Genomic DNA, 22,664 nt, shown 5'->3' on the forward strand with positions numbered 1-22,664 from the left:
ATTGATGAAAAAGAAATTAAGTTATTACTTGTATGCACAGTTGTTTCGTATGAAGTTGAAAAAGATAGGTATCCTGATCGTATTGCAAACTGTAGTTGGTTTAGCCACTGCCCAGGAAGGGAAGATACTTGATCGGTATAATAATGAAAAAGAGATTAAAGATCCGATAAGCGTTACCTTGAAGCCAGGTTTTTTTATTCCAAAAGGAAGTGAGGTCCGGATTTTCACAGGGACGAGTTTTGTACAAAATGTCCCGTCTGCCTGGAGCCCTTCGGTGAATCAAAACTACATCCGGACCCGGGTGTTTAAAATGCCGAATGTAAGTTCACAAAACATAGATTCTGCAAGAAATACGAGTGAGCTAAACCAAACGGTTCAATATATTGATGGATTGGGTAGATCATTACAAAGTATCGTTGTACAGGGAAGCCCTACTTTCAGGGATCTGGTACAACCTATGGCTTACGATGCTTTTGGAAGAGAGGATAAGAAATACCTGCCTTATTCGGGGACACTGGGCACAAGCAATGGCAGTTATAAGAGCAACGCCATTGCAGAACAGAATGATTTTTATATTAATCCTACAAATCCCTCAGGTTGGGCAGCTCCGGGTGTAAAAGCTATTCCAGGCAATGCTGCATTTTCAAAAACGATATTTGAAGCGTCACCCTTAAACCGGACGATGGAGCAGGGAGCTCCAGGGGTAACATGGCAACCAGCAGCTTCAGGCTCGTCAGGCCACACTGTGAAAATGGAATACAGCAGTAATCTGTTGAACGAAGTACAGCTATGGGAGGTGAATGCGAATGGAGCTACAGCAACAGTTTATCTTACCGGGAAATTATATAAAACGATAACAAAAGATGAAAACTGGGTTGAGGCAGACGGAAAAGCTGGTACCATAGAAGAGTTTAAAGATTTTAGTGGTGCCGTGGTATTGAAAAAGATCTGGGAAACGAATACAAAGGCTTTGAGTACTTATTATGTGTACGATGATTTGGGCAACCTTCGCTATGTACTTCCTCCTGCGGTAAATGAGAACGGGCAGAGTGTATTGAATGGTTTTACGGAAGCTGATGCTGCATTTGATCAGTTTATTTATGCGTATCATTATGATGGCAGGAAGCGGATAACTGAGAAGAAATTGCCAGGAAAGGGCTGGGAGCATCTTATCTATAATAAATTAGATCAGGTGGTACTGACGCAAGATGCTAATCAAAGGGTTAGTGGACAGTGGTTGTTTACCAAATACGATGCCTTTGGCCGGGTGGTGATTACTGGCTTGTACACTAATGTCGCCGGTCGTATTTCTTTACAATCGACAGTGGAGGGACAGTCTGTTCTTTGGGAAAGCAGGACTGGTACTGACTATGATGGATTGTCATTTCCACAGGTTGGGGCTGACTGGCTTACCGTGAATTATTATGACAGCTACGACTTTGCAGGCAATATTTTTGGAATTCCAACCGGTAATCAGGTTGGAGCTGATCGAACGAAAACCCTGCTGACCGGTACAAAGGTAAGGATACTCGGGACTGATAAATTTCTATTGACAGTAAACTATTATGATGATGAGGGACGTAATGTTCAGACCAGATCACAAAACAACCTGGATGGTACCGATGTTATTGACAATACCTGGAATTTTGCAGGAGAGCTGGTTGCCCAGGTAAGGACTCATCAGCATCCTTCAAAAGGAATTACGACGATCTCCAATCGTTTTGAGTATGATCATACAGGGAGAAAACTGGCGAGCTTTCAAAGCATCAACGGACAACAGGAACTTGTTTTAAACAAGCTGGAATATAATGACCTTGGACAGCTTAAAAATAAAAAACTACACAGCACCGACCAGGGATTGGCTTTTTTACATAGTACCGAATATGCTTATAATGAACGCGGCTGGCTAAATGGAACTACTGGTGATAAGTTCAGCGTTCAACTGAGTTATAATGAGGGAGTAAAACCTCAGTATAACGGCAATATAGCTGGTCAAAACTGGGGGAATGGTGGGGCAAATTTCTCCAATAGTTTCATTTATCAATATGACAAACTAAACCGGCTGACTAATGGTAGCAGTACAAGTGCCGGAATGTCCGAAATCCTGACCTATGATGTAATGGGGAACATTGACAGTTTAATCAGGGATGGAGTAAAAGGTAAATATGTTTATAACGGGAACCGTTTGACGCAGGTTAGCGGAGGATTGGCTACTGGGGCTTATAACTATGATGCTAATGGAAATGTGATTAAAGACGGAAGAAACGGAGTAAACCTCAGCTATAATTACCTGAACCTTCCGGTTACAGCGAGTAAAATCGGACTTAGTGTGAACTATACTTATGATGCAACAGGTGCAAAACTTAGGAAGGTCAGTGGGACAGAAACTACAGATTATCTGGATGGTATTCAATATAAAAACGGAACGATTGACTTTATTCAGGTCGAAGATGGAATCGCCAGGCTTAACGGATCAACATACAGTTATGAGTATAATCTGTCGGATCACTTAGGGAATGTACGAGCAACTGTTTACCGGAATCCGAATGGCAATTTGACTGAGGCTATCCAAAGAGATAACTATTATGCGTTTGGATTAAGAAAGCCGGTACTTGCAGCTTCAAGTGACAATAAATACCTTTACAATGGCAAGGAGTTGCAAGAGGAGTTAGGGCAATATGATTACGGGGCTAGGTTCTATGATCCGGTAATTGGGCGTTTTAGTACAATAGATCCGCTTTCTGATAAGATGAGGAGATATTCACCGTATAATTATGGTTTTAATAATCCAATTAGGTTTACAGATCCTGATGGGATGGCACCTGAAGATATAATTATTGTTGGTACAAAAGCATACCGGGAACAAGTTTTTGGTCAACTTCAATTATTAACAAATCAGAAATTAACATTAACAAAAGGCGGTAAAGTAGAGATGTCTGGAACTCCTTCCGGTGGTCCTAAGCCCGTAGGAACGGATTTAGTTACTTCTTTGGTGAATAGCAAACATGATATAGTGGTAGGATACAATGAGTGGGAAAATAAAGGTAATACTACCATTTTTAATAATGTGGATGCGGCATTTGGTAAGAAGGAGGGAGGGAGTGGCTCTGTCATATCATTTAATCCAAAAGACAAGGGGAATAATGTTGTCAATGCGGATGGATCAACGGGGAGGCCAGCTCAGGTTGGTTTAGGTCATGAACTTGGACATGCAAAAGATGGAATAGAAGGGAAAGCAACGGGGAAAGAGTCAACAGTTCGAGATCCAGATCGAGATAAAAAGGTTGTATTTATGCCTAAAGATGAAATTAAAGTGAGAGATAAAATTGATAACGCGATTAGAAGGGAACAAGGGGCTAAACAAAGAGCTTCAGTTGAAATTATAAGACCATGAGATATTTAAGCATAGTAGTTTTAGTCGTTATATTTTCCTCAGCTTGCAGGGATTATAAATGTACACAAAGCTTTTCGGAGAATTTTAATTTGTCTGTTCTGCCAATATGGGAAAGGAAAACTCAAATTAACATGGTGAATCAAAATGATGATAAACTTGTGAAAATTTTAAAGTACGAAAGAGAGGATAAGGTATCTATATTTGAAAGACAAGCTTTTCTAAATAGTCTTTCTAAGGAGGAACAATTAAATGATTATAAATTTAATTCATTGATTATTGTTGAGTTGAATAGTAGTGGCGAAAGATACAAGAGCATAAAGTATTTACTGTTATCGTGTGATTCTGAAACAACAGTAATTAAATATGAATTAAATCAAGGTAAATGGGAACTCATTAAGACCCACTTAATAAAAACAGGAGAAATTGATAGTGCTATTAACGTTTTAACCAACAGGAGCGACAATACTATTTACTGGGGGTATAATATTACGGATCTAGTTGCTGTAACGAAATTTCGAGAACGTAATGAAATCACTGTTGAGGTATTTGGTTCTCTTAGTAAAAAGCAAAATGAGGCTTTGAAAGTTATGGAGAAATAAGATTTTAGATAGAGGAATGTCGCGATGCTTGGGGAAGCTGAGGACGTAAACCTGAAATTTATAAAAAAAGGGGTTGTTTGAAAAAACAACCCCTTTTTTATGATCAAAAAACCGACTAGATCTTTGGATTCAGAATCTTGTTGATTCTGTCCGCAAGGTCTTCATAATGACTTTTAATCAATAGTGTCGTTGCCGTTACCTGCAATGCTTTTACATTCGCATTCAGTTTTTTTAGCTCTGCACGAACCAATAACCTCATGTCAGAGCTGTTTGGATTGTAAGGCGTGATGCCCATGATCGCATATGAAGATTCTACTACCGGTTTATCCAGCTTCAACAATACCCCTAAACGATCCGCATAAGCTCTTTGTAAAGCTCTTTTGAATACATCAGGTGTTTCATTCGCGAAGATCGCTACGCGAAGGTCGGTCAGCAGATTGGTTACCGTATACGCATTGTTTCCATTTTTAACCTCATCGTCGATCATCCTGGCGAAACCATAAGTTTCCAACAGGGAAGTCAGCACCTGGTTTTGCATTTCCATAATGCGGTTGTTCACCACACCATAGTCTACTCTGGCCATCATCGATTTGTTTAATAACCAGTTTGGTGTTGTAAAGACCTGTTTGTTCAGGAAAGCAATGGCTTGCTGTTGTTTTGCTTTAGGTGTATAAGAATAAACTGCGCCCGGCTCATCTACTGTTTTTACATCTTCCTGCAATCCGCTGATATTAGAAACCACATGGTTTACATAACGTCTGTACTGGCGGATCACTTCATAATATAAGTCATTCGCATCTTCCAGTTCTTTTCCTGGCTCGTAAGTCCACTTCTCAATGTTTGGAAGAATCCTCTTCAGGTTCTCAATTCCGTAAGTACTGGCTTTCATGGCATTGTCGCCAAGGTCCTCGCTTTGTGCACGCGGATCAATAGAACCTTGTTTCCCGTAGAAATAGACCGGATCTTTTGATTTCTTCATGATCATCGCATCGAGTACCTTTTTCTCTTCTTTTGCCGATTGCTGAGCAGGGAAATAGGTATAACCGAATTTAATGGCAAACTGATCATAAGCACCGATTTTAGGATAAATCTCGGTGATGCCATCACCAGGCTGTGCGATATAATTGAAACGTGCATAGTCCATGATGGAAGGTGCTGTACCATATTTAGCCGTGAAGGTTTTAGAACGTAAAGAATCTACCGGGAAGGCAGCACTGGAACCAAAGTTGTGCAATAGACCCAGTGTATGTCCTACTTCATGAGAAGAAACAAAACGAACCAGCTGGCCCATTTGTGCATCACTGATCTCCGTACCTCTGGCTGCCGGGTTAATGGCTGCGGTCTGTACAAAGAACCAGCTTCTCAATAAAGACATCACATTGTGATACCAGCCGATGTGGCTCTCCATAATCTCTCCTGACCTTGGATCTGCGATCCTTGGACCATAGGCGTTCTCTGTAGAAGAAGCAAAATAACGGATCACCGAATAACGTGCATCTTCTGTGCTGAATTCCGGGTCTTCCTGCGCAGTAGGTGCTTCTTTAGCCACGATTGCATTTTTAAAACCTGCGGCTTCAAAAGCAGTATTCCAGTCGTTCACCCCCTGAATCAGGAAGGGTACCCATTTTTTAGGGGTTGCAGGATCGATATAATAAACAATTTGTTTTTTAGGTTCTACCAGTTCACCACGGCTATATGCAGCCTCATCTTTAGGCTCTAATCTCCAGCGCTGAATATAGGCAGTAGGGGTAACATGTTTATCGCTGACACTGAAATCCAGTTGCCTTTCTGTAAAATAACCGATCCTTTTGTTTTCTGTACGGGCTTTCATTGGCTCTTTTGGAAGTAATACCATAGAGGTATTTAATCCGAAAGTCATGGCGCCAACACTTTTATCTGCCGGAAGTTCCGGGCTTCTGTAAGTCTTTACCGTTTTTACTTCCACGTTCTGAGGGAAACTTTTTACGGTATCGACATAAGATCTGGTATTGTCAATTCCGCTGATTTTGTAAGTCTTTTTCAAGCCTTCAGGAAGAGACATTCCCGGAATATCACCATTGTAAAAGTCGGTGATGTCAATCAAAACACCTTTGCCATTGCTGCTGAAAGCTTTGATGTCAAAGACTGCAAGAATTGGCAATGCATTGGAGTTTTCTAATGCCTGATGCAGGTCAGAAGATGCATCCGCTACGTAGGTATAGCTTGGTACTCTGATAAAGATCTGCTTGTCGCGTCTTTCCCATTTCCAAACCTGGTTATTGATCATTTCTCCGCCATATTGAGCCCTTGATTCTTTCAATGCTACCGGTGTCTGAGTAAAACGGGTTACCACGAGCATTTCCCTGCCCAACAGGGAATCCGGAATCTCGTAATAGTATTTCTGGTCTACTTTATAAATATTGAATAATCCGCCATCGGCTTTGGTGCCGGCAGGGATGACTTCTGAAAACTTTTTGAGGTTACTCTTTTTGATTTCCGCTGTTTTTGCTGTCGTATCTTGCTTTGACTTTCCGGCAATACTGCCTGGCCATTTGGTTTTCTGAGCATAACCATCAGCGATGGTGAATGCTGAAAGCAGGATCAGAACAGCAGCCTTGGTCAGGCTGCTGTTTTTTGTTGATAAAGTGGATCTGAAATTCATTAAAGGATTAAATTGATATTTGATGTGTGTGTATGTTAGAAAAATTACCAGCCCGGGTTTTGTGGGTTTAGGTTCGGGTTTACGCCAAGTTCAACCAATGGAATCGGCATCCAGTAGTTCTTATCTGTAAATACCCTGCTGCCCGATACTTTTGGGGCATAAGTAAAGCTGCCATTGGTCGCTTTAGTAATCGTTACGCCGTTTACCGATTTGTTTAATGCGGTCGCAGCCTCTTTCCAGCGGCGAAGGTCATTGTACCTGTTCTGATCTTCAAAAGCAAGCTCAATCCTTCTTTCATGACGGATTTTTGCCCTCATTTGCTCCTGAGTTAAGTCTGCCGCCAGTTCCGGCATTTTTACGCGTTTCCTAATGTCATTGATGGCCTGGTAAACTGTCGCATCAGGTCCCACTGCTTCATTTTGCGCTTCTGCATAATTCAACAGGATTTCCGCATAACGAAGGATGATCCAGTTGGTGCTGCTGGTGGTATTCGGATCCTTATTGTAATCGAAATCTTCCGCAATAAATTTCCGGGTATAATATCCCGTCGGACTGGCATTGGTAGTTGGCATGTCTTTACCTTTGGTAAAAGTTTCTACCGGACGGCCTTTAAACGGAGCGGTATTGAACAGGATCGATTTTTCGAAACGGATATCACGGCCAGCATAAGGATTTGCAGGATCATAACCTGAGCCTGCTTCCGTAGTCATTTTTCCGTTTTTCATTTCGTACTCATTCACGAGTTCCTGAGTAGGGCCGTTTACGCCTCTTCCTCCGTATCCTGCCGGACTGTTGTTCTTATCAAAACCATGCTGTCTTTCTCCTTTTAACCCATTGTAACGGAATTCAAGGATGACCTCAGGTTTTACGAGTACATTCTTTTTAAGAAAAGGATCGTTGTAATCCGGCTGTAAGCTGAAAGCAGCTCCGTCCATTACTTTTTTAGCAGCTGCTGCGGCCTTTTGCCAGGCAGACAGGTCATTTGACGTATTGTTCAGCGGACTTGCAGCCCATAACAAAATACGTGATTTAAAAGCTTCTGCTGCAGGCGAAGTGACGCGGCCAAGCTCATCATTAGGATAGGTCGCCGGAAGGTCAGCCGCCGCCTTGTCCAGTTCTTCAATGATAAAAGCAATACCTTCTTTATGGCTCACTTTTGCCGGTTTATCCTGAGCCTCTTCCACGGGCTGTGCATGAAGCAAAACCGGGGCGTCTTTGAAGTTACTGAATACCTGATAATAGACGTAAGCCCTGAAGAAGCGTGCCTGGGCCACAAATTCTTTTCTTTGTACGTCCGACAGCACAGGAGCCTTCAAGGCCCGTTCCATAAAATAATTGATCTTTCTGATCTGCGCATAGCTGTCCTTCCACAGATTTTTTAATGGAAAATTGGTGCTGGTAAAATCACCGGTCAGAAAAGTGGAGATCTTGCCTTCTTCCACACCGATCACCTGTAAGTCGTCGCTGTAGGAAGCGGGAATATAAGTAGTGGCAAATCCAGTGTTCATGAAGGAATAGAATTCATTTAATGACATTTTAATCAGGTCGGGGTCATTCCATAAATCGGCTTCTGAAATCAGGTTCATCGGCTTCCTGTCGAGGAAATCTTTCTGACAGGAGCTTAGGCCGAGCAGGCCGGTAAATAAAATAGCAAGTGTATATTTTGAAATAGGAAGGTTCATTTTCGTTGATGATTTGATGAATAAATTAAAGGCCTAAACGTAAACCAAAAGAGAAGATTCTTTGCGGTGGATAAGAGTCTGCAAATCCTCCGGAAATTTCCGGATCAAACCTTCTGTTGTTGCTGATGGTAAATAGATTCTGCCCTTGTGCAGTCAGCGTCAGTGAAGAAATTCCAGCCCTGTTGATGAGGTCTTTAGGAAGAGAATAAGACAATTGAGCCGTACGAAGCTTGATGTAATTTCCATTTTTTACATAAAATGTGGAAGGATACCTGTTGGCTTCGTAGTTGGAAAGCAGACGTGGGTAACTTGCATTCTGATGAGTAGGCGTCCACCTGTCCATGTGCTGTTCGTAGAAGTTATTTAAATCCGTTGCAGGAGAATAGTTGATGTATACTTCCGTAGAAGCCTGGAAGAAAGCATCCGCGGTGAAATTTTTCCATTTCATGCCCAATGACAATCCGTAAACAGTAGGAGGGACGATATACTTAGTCTGTACGCCACGGTCAGGACTGCCGCTGTAAAGCTCTACTACACCATCTCCGTTTAAATCTACATATCTGATGTCGCCAGGTTTACCGCTTACCGGTGTTCCTCCCGGACTAACCAGGTATTTTGGCCAGCTGTCTGCATCCTGCTGATCTCTGAAGATGCCATCGGCTTTCAGGATTCTGGAAACCCCGACCGGGCGACCTTCCTGACGTAAACCAGGCAGCATGGTGTCATTCTCACCGTAGTCGACCACATTGCTTTTGGTATAGGTCATGTTTAACCTGGCAGAATAACTTACCTGTCCGATCTTGTTTTGATGAGAAAGGGCAAATTCAAATCCATAATAACGTTCTTTACCGAAGTTCTCCAGCGGCGCGGTAAGCCCGAAGGTACTCGGTACATCGTAACCTTTTGAGCGCAGGATGTCGTATTTGTATTTATTGTAATAATCTGCTTCGAAACCCAGTAAACCTTTCCATAAGGTGGCATCGATTCCAATATCAAAAGAGTTTACTTTCTCCCAGGTGATATTGGTATTGGGTACTGAGCCATTGGTGATCCTGGTATAAGGAGCAATGCCGTTGGATGTACCAAATACATAACCTGCCGGGAAAAATGCATAGTTGTAGAAATAGGTATATAATGAACCACCATCATTTCCCAGTTTACCGTAGGAAGAACGGATCTTGAGCTCATCGATAAATTTGAAACGGTCTTTGATAAAGTCTTCTTCAGACATTACCCATGCTACGGCTAAGGAAGGAAATAAAGCCCTTCTTTTACCTTTCGGATAGTAAGGAGAACCGTCATATCTGAAATTACCTTCTATGATATAGCGGCTGTTGTAATTGTATACCAAACGGGCAATGGCACTCTGACGCGCATTTTCCGAAGAATATCCTGTAATTTTCTGAGAATTTACATCACCAAGAAACAACTGGTCGATGGTAGAGACCGGAAAATTGCTCCTCGATCCGCTCATGAACTCCGCTTTGGATTCATTTTGCTCGTACAAAGCAAGTGCGCTAATGGAATGTTTACCAAAAAGCCTTTTGTAGTTCAGGGAAACCTGAACGTTGAGGTTGCTATTCTGGCTGAAATCCTGGTTTAAGGAAGCTTTTTCTGTTTTATTCTGTTGGATATATTCCTCTTTGGTTGCGGATAAGGTGTACTGCGGAAAAGGTGCGGTAAAACCTTTCGTCAGGGAATTGTTTCTGTCAATGGTGACAAGACCCGTAGCGGAAAGCCCTTTAATGAATGGAATTTGCTGTGCTATTTTTAAGGAACCACTGAAAATGTTTCTGTTGACCTTATTGTAACCACTTTCTTCCATGGCATCGGTTAGCGGATTCCCTGCAAAACCGGCAAAGTTGTAAAGGCCATTGGCAAAGCGGGCAGGAGTAACCGAGCCCAATGTTGCCATTCTGTTGAAAATCGTTTCTGTATAGGCTGCGGGACCTTTCACATTTTCATTGATGTAATTCAGGCCAACAGATACGGTGGTATTGGAAGTCACATCGAGATCGAAATTACTCACTGCACCATAGCGTTTCATGCCGGCTGTACTGATCAATCCGTCCTGACCGGTATAGGTACCGCTGATGAAATAACGGGAATTGTTTCCTCCGCCATTCAGGCTGAGGTTGTGTTTCTGGGTAAGTGCAGAACTTTTCAGTACTTCCTTATACCAGTTTGTATTTGGATAACGGTCCGGATCAGATCCGTCTTTGAACTTCTGTATTTCTTCGTCGGTGTATTTTGTTCTTGGAGAAGAGCCTTTCTCAGCCTTATCATTGTCGAACATCTCATTGTTCAGCAATGCATAGTTATAGGAATCGAGGAATTTTGGGGTACGCGTAGATTGCTGGATCCCTAAATTCGCATTGTAGTTCATAGATATTTTGTTGGACTTACCACGTTTAGTGGTAATGAGAATAACCCCATTGGCACCTCTGGCACCGTATACAGAGGCCGAAGCGTCTTTCAATACACTGATGTTTTCTATCGAATTGTAGTCCAGCTTGTCTATTTCCAGACTCGCTACACCGGGATCTCTGGCCACTCCGTCAATTACGATCAGGGCTTCACCCATCCCGCGGATCTTGATGGAAGAACGGTCACGGTCCGGAGCGCCGGAGGCGCTCATGGAGGTCGAAAGACCAGTTACACGACCCATTAAGGTATTGGAAATGTTCACTGCAGGCGATTGTGCAAGGTCTTCTCCTTTGATCACACCAATCGCGCCGGTTACTAATTTCTTTTGTTGTGTACCATATCCTACAACGACTGTTTCGTTCAGCTCTTTAAAGCTAACGGTCATGGTCACGTTGATTTGTGTCCTTTTGTTGATAGCTACTTCTTCTCTTTTGAAACCAAGGTAGGAGAAGAGCAGGGTATGGTCTTCTTCTGCTTTGATCTTATAAAAGCCTTCAGTATTGGTGATTGCGATGCCTTTACCTTCTTTGACCACAATGGTTACCCCTGGTAAAGGAAGGTTTTTATCATCGGTTACCCGTCCTTCAATAGTGATTGTTTTTGCAGCAATTCTTTCGGTAAGCATCTGTTTAAGTCGCTCTTTAACTACAATAATGTTCTTTTCAATGCTGTAGGTCAGTGGCTGATATTTGAAGATCTCAGTTAATGCCTCATCTAATGTCACATTTTTAAGGTCCAGGGAAAGTGCTCTGGAATTCCGGATGACTTCATTATTGAAAATAAAGTAATAGCCTGTCTGCTTTCTCAGGTCTTGCAGGATGGTTTTTAAGCCGGTATTTTGTCTGGAGATGGTTACTCTCTGGCCAAAAGAAGCCGAACTTACCTGAATACCTAAGGTAATCAGGATAATAATGGTTAGTTTCATGATGATGAATACTTTTTTTCTGACTTTAGAATGTAGTCGTACTTTCATAAATTTGAAATGTTTGGGTTTAAGATGAAGATTTGCAATCCCGGTAATTAATTACCGGATACTCTTTAGGGCAAGCCTGAGCATTGACCTTCCCGGCCGCGAACCGGGTTGGTTATTTCTGACTTACCTGCGATGCTGGTTTAGGTGGCAGGTTTCATGTAGTTTGTTGATTTTGTGGTGGTAATTTGTTCTTGTTGATCTGGTAATTTTTATCGGGTACTTTGAATGAATACTTTTTTATGGTCAATACCGAATTTCAGGCCTCCGCTACCTTCCAGTACTTTCAGGAAGGTGGATAAATTGCTGCTTCTTGGGATGATACCGGTAAAACGCAGGTTGGGTTTAGCTCCGCTATAAACCAATTCTATATCATACCAGCGTTCTATCTGCTGCATAATTTCGGTGATTGGCATATCGTTGAACACAAAGGCGTCGTTTTTCCATGCCAGTACCTCGTCGAGGTCGGCAGGGACAATTTTTGCCCCAAGCTTGCCGCCAGTCTTTAACTGTGCCTGCTCGCCGGGTTTAAGGATGCTGGATTCGGAAACGTTGATTCTGTTTAACCGGATGCTGCCTTCGGCCAGTGTGGTATTGATTTGAGGCTCATTTGCATAAGCATTGATGTTGAACTTGGTGCCGAGTACTTCCAGGGCCTGTTGTCCTGAAATCACACGGAAGGGCATCTGCTTGTTTTTGCTGACTTCAAAATAGGCTTCCCCGGTAATTTCTACCCTTCTTTCGCCTGCACTGAAATAACTTGGGAAACGGATGGAAGAAATGGCGTTGAGCCATACTTTTGTGCCATCAGGAAGAATGATGCGGTATTGCCCGCCTTTAGGGGTGCTGATGGTATTGTATTTAGGTGCTCCGGAATCGGTCTGTGCATCTTTCGGCTGTTTGTCGAATGCCAGCTGTCCGTCGCTGATCCGGGCGATATTTAAGTCCTGATGATGTGCAAAACTGTCTTTTGTTGCGCCATCTAAAACAAGCTCAGATCCATCGGCCAGTTTCAGGATGGCTTTGTTGCCACCGGGCTTAATGTCATTTTTAAAAGCCAGCACTTGTATTTTTTCAGGTGCTGCTTTGTCGAGATAGAGAAAGGTTGCAAAAGAACCCACCATGAATATTGCGGCAGCAGCAGCGATATAATACCATTTAGACAGTGGTCTTGGTTGTGGGTATGAAGCGTCAATGTGCTGGTCAATATTAGAAAGCATGCGGTCATAGACTTGCTTTTCTTCGGTTTCCGTTGCCGCAGGCCATTCTACGGTCTCCGGCTGTTGCGAGCGGTACCAGTTCAGGAGCTGTTCACGCTCTTCCGGACTGGCCGTCCCATTGATGTATTTTTGAATTAATAAGGAAGGTTTTTCGTTTTTCATAGTCATGCGCAACTGGGCTAATTACCGGGATGTACATTGGGAACAGGGTTTACCCTTAGTGCTTTTTAAAATAAATTTAAAAAAGACAGATTTTCTTATTTGATCAGCAGGGAGAGGGCAATGAGGAAGGTTCCGGAACTGTTCAGGTCTTTCTTTATGGTTTTCAATGCCTTGGTCAGGTGGGCCTCGACGGTTTTTTCGGCGATGTTCATCTCAGCGGCGATTTCCGGAATAGATAGGCCATCATTGCGGCTGTATTTAAAAACAAGTCTGCATTTTTCAGGGAGCTGTTCTACAATGCCGTCAATATACTCCTGAAGGAATTTCGCATGGATCTTTTCCTCATCCAATGCCACAAGTTCGGTTTGATAGTTTAACATCGTCAGTTCTTCTCTTCTTTTCTGCTGATGGATGCTTTTGAAGACGGAAAATTTGACTGCCGTAGCGAGGTAGGGTTCGAGGGTTTTTATGTTCAGCTGGTCCTTTCTGTTCCAAAGGCCAATGAAGACTTCCTGGACAATTTCTTCTGCCGAAGAACGGTCTTTGGTATAGGCATAGGAGACGGCCAGTAGTTTCTTCCAATAGCGGTTGAAGAGTTCAGTAAACGCAACTCTATTGCCCAGCCGGAGTTCTTCCAGTAGTTCCTGATCAGAAAAATTAACGTAACCCCCCATATATCCCGGGGCGAATGTAAAGATAAATCAATTTTATTTTGGTATAAATCAGCAATATGGCTTGATTTGTTACATTTTAACTTTCGTTTTGGTTAGTGTGGTTATGCCAGTTTTGTTAAATAAGGTTAAATAACATTTGTGCTGTTCCTACAATACCTAGTTTCATGGGTATGAACCCAAACAGACTTAAGCCTTTCTTCGTCTTATTACTAATTTTGACTTATAGTATTACGTCAGCGCAAACGCTTAAACAAAAAGAAAGAAACTTAAAAGCATTTTCAGAACTATACGGTTATGTTCGCTTCTTTCATCCTTCGGACGAAGTTGCAAAGCTGAACTGGTATTTCTTTTCATTATATGGTGTTCATCAGGTCATGTCTGCTCAGAATGATCAACAGCTTATTCGAGAATTAAAGGCATTGATGTTAGCAATCGCCCCCTCAGTCGTTATTGATAGCGTTCCCATAGCAAAACATAGGGTGTTAAGTAAAATCATACCGGAAAAGCCATCGGAATATCAGCTGGTCAACTGGGTACATCGTGGTTTAGCTTTACCTAATGGCTCGCCGTTATATAAAAGTCAAAGAAATAATAGAGATACAATAGCGCTGAATTATATCGACTATCCTGTATCTACCCTTAAATTAGACGAGACAATTCATGGCCGCTATGAATTTACCGTGGAGGTAACGGGAGATGAAACTGATTGCAACCAGAACAATTTATTTATTGCCGCTTTTGATGGTACTGAGCAACTGAAGAATAAATCTAATACGAACCGCATCACTGGAAAAACGATCCGGTACAGATTCCAGGGAAATCTACCTAAGGGCGGGAAGAATGTCAATTTTACACTGAGGCTTCCAAAACATAGGATTGTTAGAATAAACAGGCCAAACATTCAGGTTTTTTCCGGAGAGGGTAAGAAAACATTTGATTTTGAAGCGCCACTGGAAGGGAGTAATGCCCCTGTGAATATTGTTTTAAGTATTGCAGAGGATAAAAGATTTTATTTTACTAAACCGGCCTCAATTTCAGCGATAACTTCAATAAAACCAGGTGAAAATATATATGCTTCCATTCCAGGTACGCTTTATGCCACAAAAACAGCTACTTATCCTAAAGTAGATTCCGTATCATTCATCGCGTTCCAAAAAAAGATCAAAGATTATTGGTCGAAAAAGCCAAAGGAATATGCTCAGGAGGCCCGGCTTGCGAATCTGGTCATCACCTTATCGGTCCTGAAATTTGCTTTTCCCTATTGGGAGGATACGAAGACTAATCCTGAAAAGTTGTTTTCCTTCTTATTTGCCAGAACGATAAAAGATAACAATAATCAGGATTTTTTAACATCACTAAGACTGATGTCCGCAAAATTAAACGACGGCCATATGGGAATCAGTTACGCCGGTTCAGATAGAATTGAAGAGCAATCGGTTAATATAGAAACGGAAATGATTGACCGCAAAATCTATGTCAAACGTGTTTTAGATTCCTCGTTAACTTATATACCGGTGGGCAGCATCATTGATTCGATTGATGGGGAGTCGGCACAGAAAACATTTGATTCCAAATTCAGGCTTATTTCAGGTTCTCCACAATGGCGAAGCTATAAATCTCTCCTGGCATTATTTGACGGTTTATCCGATTCAGTGAAGCTGATCATCAATAATAATGGCGTTCGTACTGCTTTCAAAATTCCCAGGTTGAGTCCAGCCCAGGAATATCGCCCGATAGCGCTGCCAGGATATGTTCCAAAAGACGGTCTGCTTTCAGACGATATTTATTATTTCAACCTGGCAGGCGATTCCGTAATGAAAAACATCAATGCTTCCTTATCCCGGTTAGCACACGCCAAGTCAATCATCTTTGATATGAGAGGCTATCCAAAAGAAAGTGTTAGTGGAATCTTTGGTCATTTGCTTCAATGTTCAGAACACACCAAATGGCTGCATGTTCCAAAACTAAGCCCGGGAAACCACCGCAAAGATTTTGAAAGTATGGGATGGAATCTGGGGCCTAAACCTCCCTACTTTAATGGCAAGATCATCTTCCTCTCAGATGCCTGCTCACAGAGCCAGTCGGAGAGCATTCTAGGTTATGTTAAGGGATTGAAACTGGGAACAATTATTGGCAAAGCAACCTCTGGTACGAATGGGGAAGTGCAGGATATTAACCTGTTTGAAAATTTTCGGGTCTTTTTTACCGGAACAAAAGTTACCAACGCGGATGGTACTAAAAGCCATTACAAAGGAATAATACCTGACATTGTGGTACGTTCTACTCCAGCGGGTTTGAAGGAAGGCCGCGACGAAGTCTTGGATAAAGCTTTAGCGTTTGCCAGGAATTAACGTTGGTATTTCCAGTTTCTGGACTTCCCTTCGGCAATCCATTCCAGGGCTGTAGCGAGCCTTTTTTGCCTCGTTTCTTCTGTTTTTGCTTCCACAACCCATTCCAGGTATTCCTTTTTTTGAGAATAACTGAATTGATCGAAATGCTCCTGGGCTGCAGGAGCTTCTGCTAAACTCCGGGCAAAATAATCGGGAATCACAAGTTCTATTTTTGCTGACGCAGGTTTTTTCTCCAGCTTAATCCCTTCTTTATTCAGGATGACTGCATTTTGAACATAGGTGATGAAAATACTTTCTTCGGGTAGGTCTGCGATAGCGGTGATCCGCCCCAGCTGCCCCATCGCCTGCTCTTTTTCTTCACTCAACAGGTGATGCGGATCGGGGAGGAGCTTGCTTTTCCAGAAACCAAAGGCGCAATGACTCTTGAAGGCAGCCATACTGCAGACGGTTCCCTTATAGTCAAAATGAGGGAAACTCCATTTCATGGTTTCTATCAATTCCGGACATGCCAGGTGAACGAGCTTCCGGATGTGTTTTAAGATCGGTTGGGCAAAGGCCGCGGCCTGCTCAATATAGGCGTCTACTCTTGGGTCGTATTTTTCCATGGCGTATCTTCATAAAGGACCATACATATGGCATACCCTAAAATAGTCAAAATTTAAATTCCTTTCTCATAAGCCTTCATTTTTTATGCTAACGCTCTTTTACACAATGCTGACAGCTAAAACCTGTTAAAAAGACGGGTATCTGCTGATTTTATACTACTTTTGTTCATCTTTATATCATACTACATGGATGCTAATTCAAAGCTGGCTTTACTTTTAAACGACACGAATCTGTCTGCAGAACTTAAAGCCATTGCCAATAAAGTTCAGAACCAGGAAAGGATTTCCTTCGACGAAGGGGTTTACCTTTATGAACATGCCGAACTGGGCTACCTGGGGATTTTAGCGAACTACATCAGGGAGCAAAAACATGGTGATAAAACCTATTTCAACCGCAATTTTCATATTGAACCTACCAACGTATGTGTGTACGACTGTAAGTTCTGTTCTTACTCCCGACTGATTAAACAGCGTGAAGAAGGATGGGAAATGAGCGTAGAAGGAATGATGGATGTGCTTAAAAAGTACGATCACGAACCGGTCACAGAGGTTCACATCACCGGAGGTGTAGTCCCTAAACAAAACCTTGATTTTTACAGCGATTTCTTCAGACGTGCAAAAGCACATCGCCCGGACCTGCACATCAAAGCACTGACGCCGGTAGAGTATTACTATATCTTCAAAAAGGCAAAACTGACGCATTATGAAGGCATGAAATACCTGCAGGAAGCCGGACTGGATTCTATGCCGGGGGGGGGTGCAGAGATCTTTCACCCGGAAGTAAGGGAAAAGATTGCCCACGATAAATGTAATGCAGAACAATGGCTGGACATTCATGAGCAGGCACATAAACTGGGCATGAAAACCAATGCGACGATGTTGTATGGCCATATCGAGCAATTCTGGCACCGGGTAGACCATATGGAAAGACTACGCCAGCAACAGGATAAATCAGGCGGTTTTCAGGCCTTTATTCCGCTGAAATTCAGGAACCAAAATAACCAGATGGACCATGTACCTGAAGTTTCTGTCATCGAGGATTTAAGGAATTATGCAATTGCCCGGATTTACCTGGACAATTTCGACCATATCAAAGCCTATTGGGCAATGATCAGCAGACAAACTGCACAACTTTCTTTAAACTTTGGTGTAGATGATATTGATGGTACTTTAGACGATACCACTAAAATCTATTCTATGGCAGGGGCTGAAGAACAACATCCTGCAATGAATACGGAGGAACTGGTGAACCTGATCAAACAGGTGAACCGTAAACCGATAGAAAGAGATACACTTTACAATGTGGTTACCGATTATACCGATTTCGTATTCGAAGGCACGGTAAAACCACAATATTATAAATTGCCCGTCATCAATTAATGGATAAAGAACTATACATCATCAGACATGGTGAAACCGAACTAAATAAACAGGGTATTGTGCAGGGAAGAGGGATCAACAGCGATCTGAACGATACCGGAAGGGCACAAGCCGATGCATTTTATGCGAAATATAAAGACGTAGCCTTCGATAAGGTTTATACTTCTGAACTCAAAAGAACTCACCAAACGGTAAAAGGCTTTATTGATGCGGGATTACCATGGACACAATTGTCGGGTTTGGATGAGCTGGCCTGGGGGACCTGGGAAGGGCAGCCAAATGATGAAAATGCCATGGCCGCCTTTAAAAGCATTATGGAGAAATGGCAGTCGGGAGATTATGACGCCCGTTTTGAAGGTGGTGAAAGTCCGGCGGATGTAATTGTTCGTCAGAAACAAGCCCTGGAAGTGATCAGGGGTGCTAAAGACGAAAAAACCGTTTTAATCTGTATGCATGGACGGGCAATGCGCTTATTCCTGTGTTTATTAACCGGAAGGCCGTTGAGCGAAATGACAGAATTCCCTCACCAGAATACCACCCTTTATAAAGTTGAAATGACCGGAGATCAATATGTGGTCACCGAGTTTAACAATACGGATCATTTAAAATAGTTCCCCTTTGAGTAAGATTAAGATTTCTGCAGTTTCCTATACCAATACCAAGCCTTTTATTTATGGGATTGAACATTCGGAACTGCTGACTAAAATAGATTTAAGTTTAGATATCCCTACAGATTGCGCGGCAAAATTGATTAACAACCAGGTGGATATCGGCCTGATTCCTGTCGCCGCCATTCCAATGGTACCCAATGCGAACATCGTTGCCGATTATTGTATCGGTTCTGTAGGTGCCGTAAATTCAGTGTTTGTTTTTAGCAAAGTTCCCACCCAGAAAATCAGGACGGTAAGGCTCGACAGCCATTCCCGGACTTCCAATAACCTGGCAAAGGTCCTGTTGAAATTTCACTGGAAACAGGAAGTGACGTATACGACCGATCCGGAAGCGGAAACAGATGCAATGGTCCTGATTGGCGACCGCACTTTTGGCAAAAAATCCGAGCATCCTTACGCCTATGATATGGGAGAGGAGTGGATGAAATTTACCGGATTACCTTTCGTATATGCCGCATGGGTAGCGAACAAAACAATCCCGGAAACATTTATCGCAGAATTTAATGCAGCATTGGCTTTTGGCCTTTCTCATCGTAAGGAATTGCTGAAAGAGCTGCCGGCAATCGCGAATTTTGACCTGGACGATTACCTGATGCATAAACTGGATTTTGAACTGACGGATAAAAAGCGCGAAGCTTTAACCCTGTTCTTATCCTATATTGAACAGTTATAGGTTTTTATTAAAATTTTCCACAAACCGTATGGATTATGCATTCAGATGCTATCTTTACGGTTTTGTAAACTAAAATACATTTTGGCTAAAGATAAGACTAAAGAAACACCTTTAATGCAACAGTACAATGCGATTAAAGCAAAGTATCCGGGGGCATTACTATTGTTCAGAGTTGGCGACTTCTATGAAACATTTGGTGAAGATGCGGTAAAGACTTCTCAGATTCTGGGAATTGTATTGACAAGAAGGGGAAATGGTCCTGGAGGACACATTGAACTGGCAGGATTTCCTCATCATTCTTTAGACAATTACTTGTCGAAACTGGTTCGCGCCGGACAAAGGGTTGCGATCTGTGACCAGTTGGAAGATCCTAAAACGACCAAGACGATTGTCAAACGTGGGGTAACGGAATTGGTCACTCCGGGTGTCGCTTATAACGATAACATCCTGAGTCAGAAGTCGAACAACTACCTGGCTTCGGTCTATTTTGATAAAGCAGGAATGGGCGTTTCCTTCCTGGATATTTCTACCGGTGAGTTCTATGTAGCTCAGGGAAATGCTGAATATATCGACAAACTTTTACAAGGTTTTAAACCAAATGAAGTGGTTTTTCAGAAAAGTAAAAGGAAGGAATTCCTGGAGCTTTTCGGAGATAAGTTTTACACTTTTCATCTGGACGATTGGGCATTTACGACTGATTATGCTACGGAAACCCTGACGAAACATTTTGAAGTGAATTCTTTGAAAGGTTTTGGGGTAGATAAACTACAGATCGGCATCATCGCAGCAGGGGTAGTGCTTCATTACCTGAATGAAACGGAACACCGCAATTTAAAACACATTACTTCGATTTCCCGTTTAGAGGAAGATAAATACATGTGGCTGGATCGTTTTACGATCCGTAACCTGGAGCTGGTGAGCTCTGCCAACGACAATGCGGTAACGCTGTTTCAGGTGCTCGACCATACTTCAACGCCAATGGGTGCACGTTTGCTGCACCGCTGGATCATCATGCCGCTGAAAGAGCTGAAGCCGATTCAGGAGCGCCTTGGAATGGTGGAATTCCTGGTGAAAGATGAAGCATTGGTGGAAGAGTTTTTAAACCACATCAAACAGATCGGTGATCTGGAACGCCTGATCTCTAAAGTCGGCTTGCTGAAAGTGGGACCTAGAGAACTGTGTCAGCTAAAAAAGGCCTTGTATCATATTGAGTCAGTAAAAGAAATTGCTACCGCCTCGAACAATCCTTTCTTAATGGCGCTCGCCGATCAGCTGGATCCTTGCTTAAGCATTAGGGAAAAGCTGGAAAGAGAGCTGCAACAGGATCCTCCTGCATTGCTGATCAAAGGAAATGTGATCGCTGATGGTATTGACGAAGAACTGGACCGCCTGCGCAAAATCTCCTTCGGTGGAAAAGATTATTTAATAGAAATTCAAAAAAGAGAAGCCGCCATTACGGGCATTCCTTCTCTTAAAGTAGCTTTCAATAATGTTTTCGGATATTACCTGGAAGTGACGCATACGCATAAAGATAAAGTGCCTGCCGACTGGATCAGGAAGCAAACCCTGGTGAGTGCCGAGCGTTACATCACGCCTGAGCTGAAGGAATATGAAGAGCAGATTCTGGGTGCGGAAGAAAAGATCATGCAGATCGAGATCCGCCTGTACGGAGAGCTGATGGGCCTGGTGAGTGCCTATATCAAACAAATTCAACTGAATGCTTTCTCTATTGCACAGCTGGATGTATTGTTGTGTTTTGCACAACTGGCGGTTAAAAACCATTATGTGAAACCCGTGGTGAACAAGACCAAAAATCTGGACATTAAAGGTGGAAGACATCCTGTAATAGAAAAGAGGTTACCGGTAGGGGAAGAATACATTACGAATGATGTGTTCCTGGACAATGAAACCCAGCAGATCATCATCATTACGGGACCCAATATGTCGGGTAAGTCGGCGATTCTGAGACAAACAGGATTGATTGTATTGATGGCGCAAATGGGTTGTTTTGTCCCTGCAAAAGCAGCAACGCTTGGTTTAGTGGATAAGATCTTCACCCGTGTGGGTGCCTCGGATAACCTTTCTTCAGGAGAGAGTACGTTCATGGTAGAGATGAATGAAACGGCGAGCATCCTGAATAACATTTCCGACAACAGTCTGATCCTGCTGGATGAGATTGGCCGTGGAACGAGTACCTATGATGGAATTTCCATCGCCTGGGCGATTGCAGAATTCCTGCATACGCATCCTACGGCAAAACCAAAAACACTTTTCGCCACACATTATCATGAGCTGAATGAACTGGCCAATACGATGAGCCGCATTAAGAACTTTAATGTGTCGATCAAAGAGGTGGGCAATAAAGTGATTTTCCTTAGAAAGCTGGTTCCTGGTGGTAGCGAGCATAGTTTCGGTATTCATGTGGCTAAGATGGCGGGAATGCCGCCTAAGCTGATCAACAGGGCAAACGAGATCCTTAAAAAACTGGAGATCGACAGGACCGAAGGTCAGAGCATCAAAGACAGCATTAAGAAAGTACAGAACCAGGCCTATCAATTGCACATGTTTGCCATTGATGATCCGGTATTGTTAAAAATCAGGGATACCCTGAATAACCTGGATGTAAACGTGCTAACCCCGGTTGAGGCCTTGCTGAAGCTGGATGAAATACAACGAATAATTAAAGAATAATGATGAGGAAAGCCAATCACACCGTTCTCAAAGGAAGATTTAAATCGTTACTTTTTTTAATGGTGCTGATGGTACTGGTTGCCTGTAGTTCCAGAAAGAAAACAGTGAGTACTTCTACGGCGGCAAGGACAGCGATAGCCATGTCAAATCTAAAGAGTAAACCTTTGTACCGTTTCATTAACGACTGGACAGGAGTGAGGTATCGGATGGGGGGCCTGGATAAACGGGGGATTGATTGCTCGGGTTTCGCATTTTTACTGCAAAAGAACATCTATGGAAACGAGCTGCCAAGAAGGTCCAGCGACCAGGCAACGGTGATCCGGACGAAGAACATCAGTCAGCTTAAAGAAGGAGACCTGATTTTTTTCTCTTTTGGCGGCGGCGCAGTAGATCATGTAGGGATTTACCTCAATAACAATTACTTTGTTCATGCTTCAACTACACGTGGTGTAGTGGTAGATGACCTGAGCTTACCCGCTTACCAAAGGACAATGGTGAAAGCAGGTTCTATAAAAAATTAAGAT

At 42.7% G+C, this 22,664-nt stretch carries 14 protein-coding genes; 8 read left to right on the plus strand and 6 right to left on the minus strand.

All coding sequences use genetic code 11. The annotated features are described in order from the left end of the window. The first annotated feature begins 4 nt into the window (after nucleotides 1–4). A complete protein-coding gene (locus BLQ87_RS01840) occupies nucleotides 5–3,394 on the plus strand; it encodes a DUF6443 domain-containing protein (protein WP_083361637.1) in 3,390 nt (1,129 codons plus the stop codon). Next, a complete protein-coding gene (locus BLQ87_RS01845; protein WP_074604414.1) occupies nucleotides 3,391–3,993 on the plus strand; it encodes a hypothetical protein in 603 nt (200 codons plus the stop codon). The genes BLQ87_RS01840 and BLQ87_RS01845 overlap by 4 nt, the downstream gene beginning before the upstream one ends. Before the next feature lie 115 nt (nucleotides 3,994–4,108). On the opposite strand, the gene BLQ87_RS01850 is transcribed toward BLQ87_RS01845, so the two are convergent. The 5 genes from BLQ87_RS01850 to BLQ87_RS01870 all read right to left on the minus strand — a co-directional run bounded on the left by BLQ87_RS01850 (nucleotide 4,109) and on the right by BLQ87_RS01870 (nucleotide 13,769). Continuing rightward, the gene (locus BLQ87_RS01850; protein WP_074604416.1) at nucleotides 4,109–6,634 is read right to left on the minus strand and encodes a zinc-dependent metalloprotease; all 2,526 of its coding nucleotides are present in this window, start codon (nucleotides 6,632–6,634) and stop codon (nucleotides 4,109–4,111) included. Nucleotides 6,635–6,678: 44 nt separating this feature from the next. After that, the gene (locus BLQ87_RS01855; RefSeq protein ID WP_074604418.1) at nucleotides 6,679–8,316 is read right to left on the minus strand and encodes a RagB/SusD family nutrient uptake outer membrane protein; all 1,638 of its coding nucleotides are present in this window, start codon (nucleotides 8,314–8,316) and stop codon (nucleotides 6,679–6,681) included. Between the two features lie 25 nt (nucleotides 8,317–8,341). Beyond that, the gene (locus BLQ87_RS01860) at nucleotides 8,342–11,716 is read right to left on the minus strand and encodes a TonB-dependent receptor (protein ID WP_074604421.1); all 3,375 of its coding nucleotides are present in this window, start codon (nucleotides 11,714–11,716) and stop codon (nucleotides 8,342–8,344) included. 209 nt (nucleotides 11,717–11,925) lie between these two features. Further along, a complete protein-coding gene (locus BLQ87_RS01865; RefSeq protein WP_172664794.1) occupies nucleotides 11,926–13,095 on the minus strand; it encodes a FecR family protein in 1,170 nt (389 codons plus the stop codon). A gap of 95 nt (nucleotides 13,096–13,190) precedes the next feature. Continuing rightward, complete coding sequence (locus BLQ87_RS01870; RefSeq protein ID WP_074604425.1) at nucleotides 13,191–13,769, minus strand: RNA polymerase sigma-70 factor; 579 nt, start codon at nucleotides 13,767–13,769, stop codon at nucleotides 13,191–13,193. Between the two features lie 170 nt (nucleotides 13,770–13,939). Here BLQ87_RS01870 and BLQ87_RS01875 point away from each other — a divergent pair, with 170 nt between their 5' ends. After that, nucleotides 13,940–16,120, plus strand: coding sequence for a S41 family peptidase (locus BLQ87_RS01875; protein ID WP_172664795.1), 2,181 nt, complete (start codon nucleotides 13,940–13,942; stop codon nucleotides 16,118–16,120). Here the strand turns inward: BLQ87_RS01875 and BLQ87_RS01880 are convergent. Next, nucleotides 16,117–16,725: a YdeI/OmpD-associated family protein gene (locus BLQ87_RS01880; RefSeq protein ID WP_074604430.1), complete on the minus strand. Its 609-nt coding sequence runs from the start codon at nucleotides 16,723–16,725 to the stop codon at nucleotides 16,117–16,119. The genes BLQ87_RS01875 and BLQ87_RS01880 overlap by 4 nt on opposite strands. A 186-nt stretch (nucleotides 16,726–16,911) precedes the next feature. On the opposite strand from BLQ87_RS01880, the gene mqnE reads away from it, so the two are divergent. From mqnE to BLQ87_RS01905, 5 genes are all read left to right on the plus strand, one after another. After that, entirely contained in the window at nucleotides 16,912–18,105 is a 1,194-nt protein-coding gene (mqnE, locus tag BLQ87_RS01885; protein ID WP_074604432.1) for an aminofutalosine synthase MqnE, read from the plus strand. Continuing rightward, nucleotides 18,105–18,716 (plus strand): histidine phosphatase family protein, encoded by a 612-nt coding sequence (locus BLQ87_RS01890; protein ID WP_074604434.1) that lies wholly within the window; start codon nucleotides 18,105–18,107, stop codon nucleotides 18,714–18,716. The genes mqnE and BLQ87_RS01890 overlap by 1 nt, the downstream gene beginning before the upstream one ends. Before the next feature lie 7 nt (nucleotides 18,717–18,723). Further along, nucleotides 18,724–19,449 (plus strand): menaquinone biosynthetic enzyme MqnA/MqnD family protein, encoded by a 726-nt coding sequence (locus BLQ87_RS01895; protein WP_074604436.1) that lies wholly within the window; start codon nucleotides 18,724–18,726, stop codon nucleotides 19,447–19,449. A gap of 81 nt (nucleotides 19,450–19,530) precedes the next feature. Continuing rightward, complete coding sequence (gene mutS / locus BLQ87_RS01900) at nucleotides 19,531–22,140, plus strand: DNA mismatch repair protein MutS (RefSeq protein WP_074604438.1); 2,610 nt, start codon at nucleotides 19,531–19,533, stop codon at nucleotides 22,138–22,140. Then, nucleotides 22,140–22,661, plus strand: a complete 522-nt coding sequence (locus BLQ87_RS01905) for a C40 family peptidase (RefSeq protein ID WP_245723775.1) — start codon at nucleotides 22,140–22,142, stop codon at nucleotides 22,659–22,661. The genes mutS and BLQ87_RS01905 overlap by 1 nt, the downstream gene beginning before the upstream one ends. Nucleotides 22,662–22,664: the final 3 nt, after the last annotated feature.

The organism is Pedobacter steynii, assembly GCF_900103665.1.
Classification (GTDB): Bacteria; Bacteroidota; Bacteroidia; order Sphingobacteriales; family Sphingobacteriaceae; genus Pedobacter; species Pedobacter steynii.

What these genes read in the sequence shown, in the direction of transcription:
- BLQ87_RS01865 (WP_172664794.1), bottom strand. Translation starts at nt 13,095, where the DNA reads ATGAAAAACGAAAAACCTTCCTTATTAATTCAAAAATACATCAATGGG.
- BLQ87_RS01905 (WP_245723775.1), top strand. Translation starts at nt 22,140, where the DNA reads ATGATGAGGAAAGCCAATCACACCGTTCTCAAAGGAAGATTTAAATCG.
- BLQ87_RS01870 (WP_074604425.1), bottom strand. Translation starts at nt 13,769, where the DNA reads ATGGGGGGTTACGTTAATTTTTCTGATCAGGAACTACTGGAAGAACTC.
- mqnE (WP_074604432.1), top strand. Translation starts at nt 16,912, where the DNA reads ATGGATGCTAATTCAAAGCTGGCTTTACTTTTAAACGACACGAATCTG.
- BLQ87_RS01860 (WP_074604421.1), bottom strand. Translation starts at nt 11,716, where the DNA reads ATGAAAGTACGACTACATTCTAAAGTCAGAAAAAAAGTATTCATCATC.
- BLQ87_RS01855 (WP_074604418.1), bottom strand. Translation starts at nt 8,316, where the DNA reads ATGAACCTTCCTATTTCAAAATATACACTTGCTATTTTATTTACCGGC.
- BLQ87_RS01890 (WP_074604434.1), top strand. Translation starts at nt 18,105, where the DNA reads ATGGATAAAGAACTATACATCATCAGACATGGTGAAACCGAACTAAAT.
- BLQ87_RS01845 (WP_074604414.1), top strand. Translation starts at nt 3,391, where the DNA reads ATGAGATATTTAAGCATAGTAGTTTTAGTCGTTATATTTTCCTCAGCT.
- BLQ87_RS01840 (WP_083361637.1), top strand. Translation starts at nt 5, where the DNA reads ATGAAAAAGAAATTAAGTTATTACTTGTATGCACAGTTGTTTCGTATG.
- BLQ87_RS01875 (WP_172664795.1), top strand. Translation starts at nt 13,940, where the DNA reads ATGAACCCAAACAGACTTAAGCCTTTCTTCGTCTTATTACTAATTTTG.
- BLQ87_RS01880 (WP_074604430.1), bottom strand. Translation starts at nt 16,725, where the DNA reads ATGGAAAAATACGACCCAAGAGTAGACGCCTATATTGAGCAGGCCGCG.
- BLQ87_RS01850 (WP_074604416.1), bottom strand. Translation starts at nt 6,634, where the DNA reads ATGAATTTCAGATCCACTTTATCAACAAAAAACAGCAGCCTGACCAAG.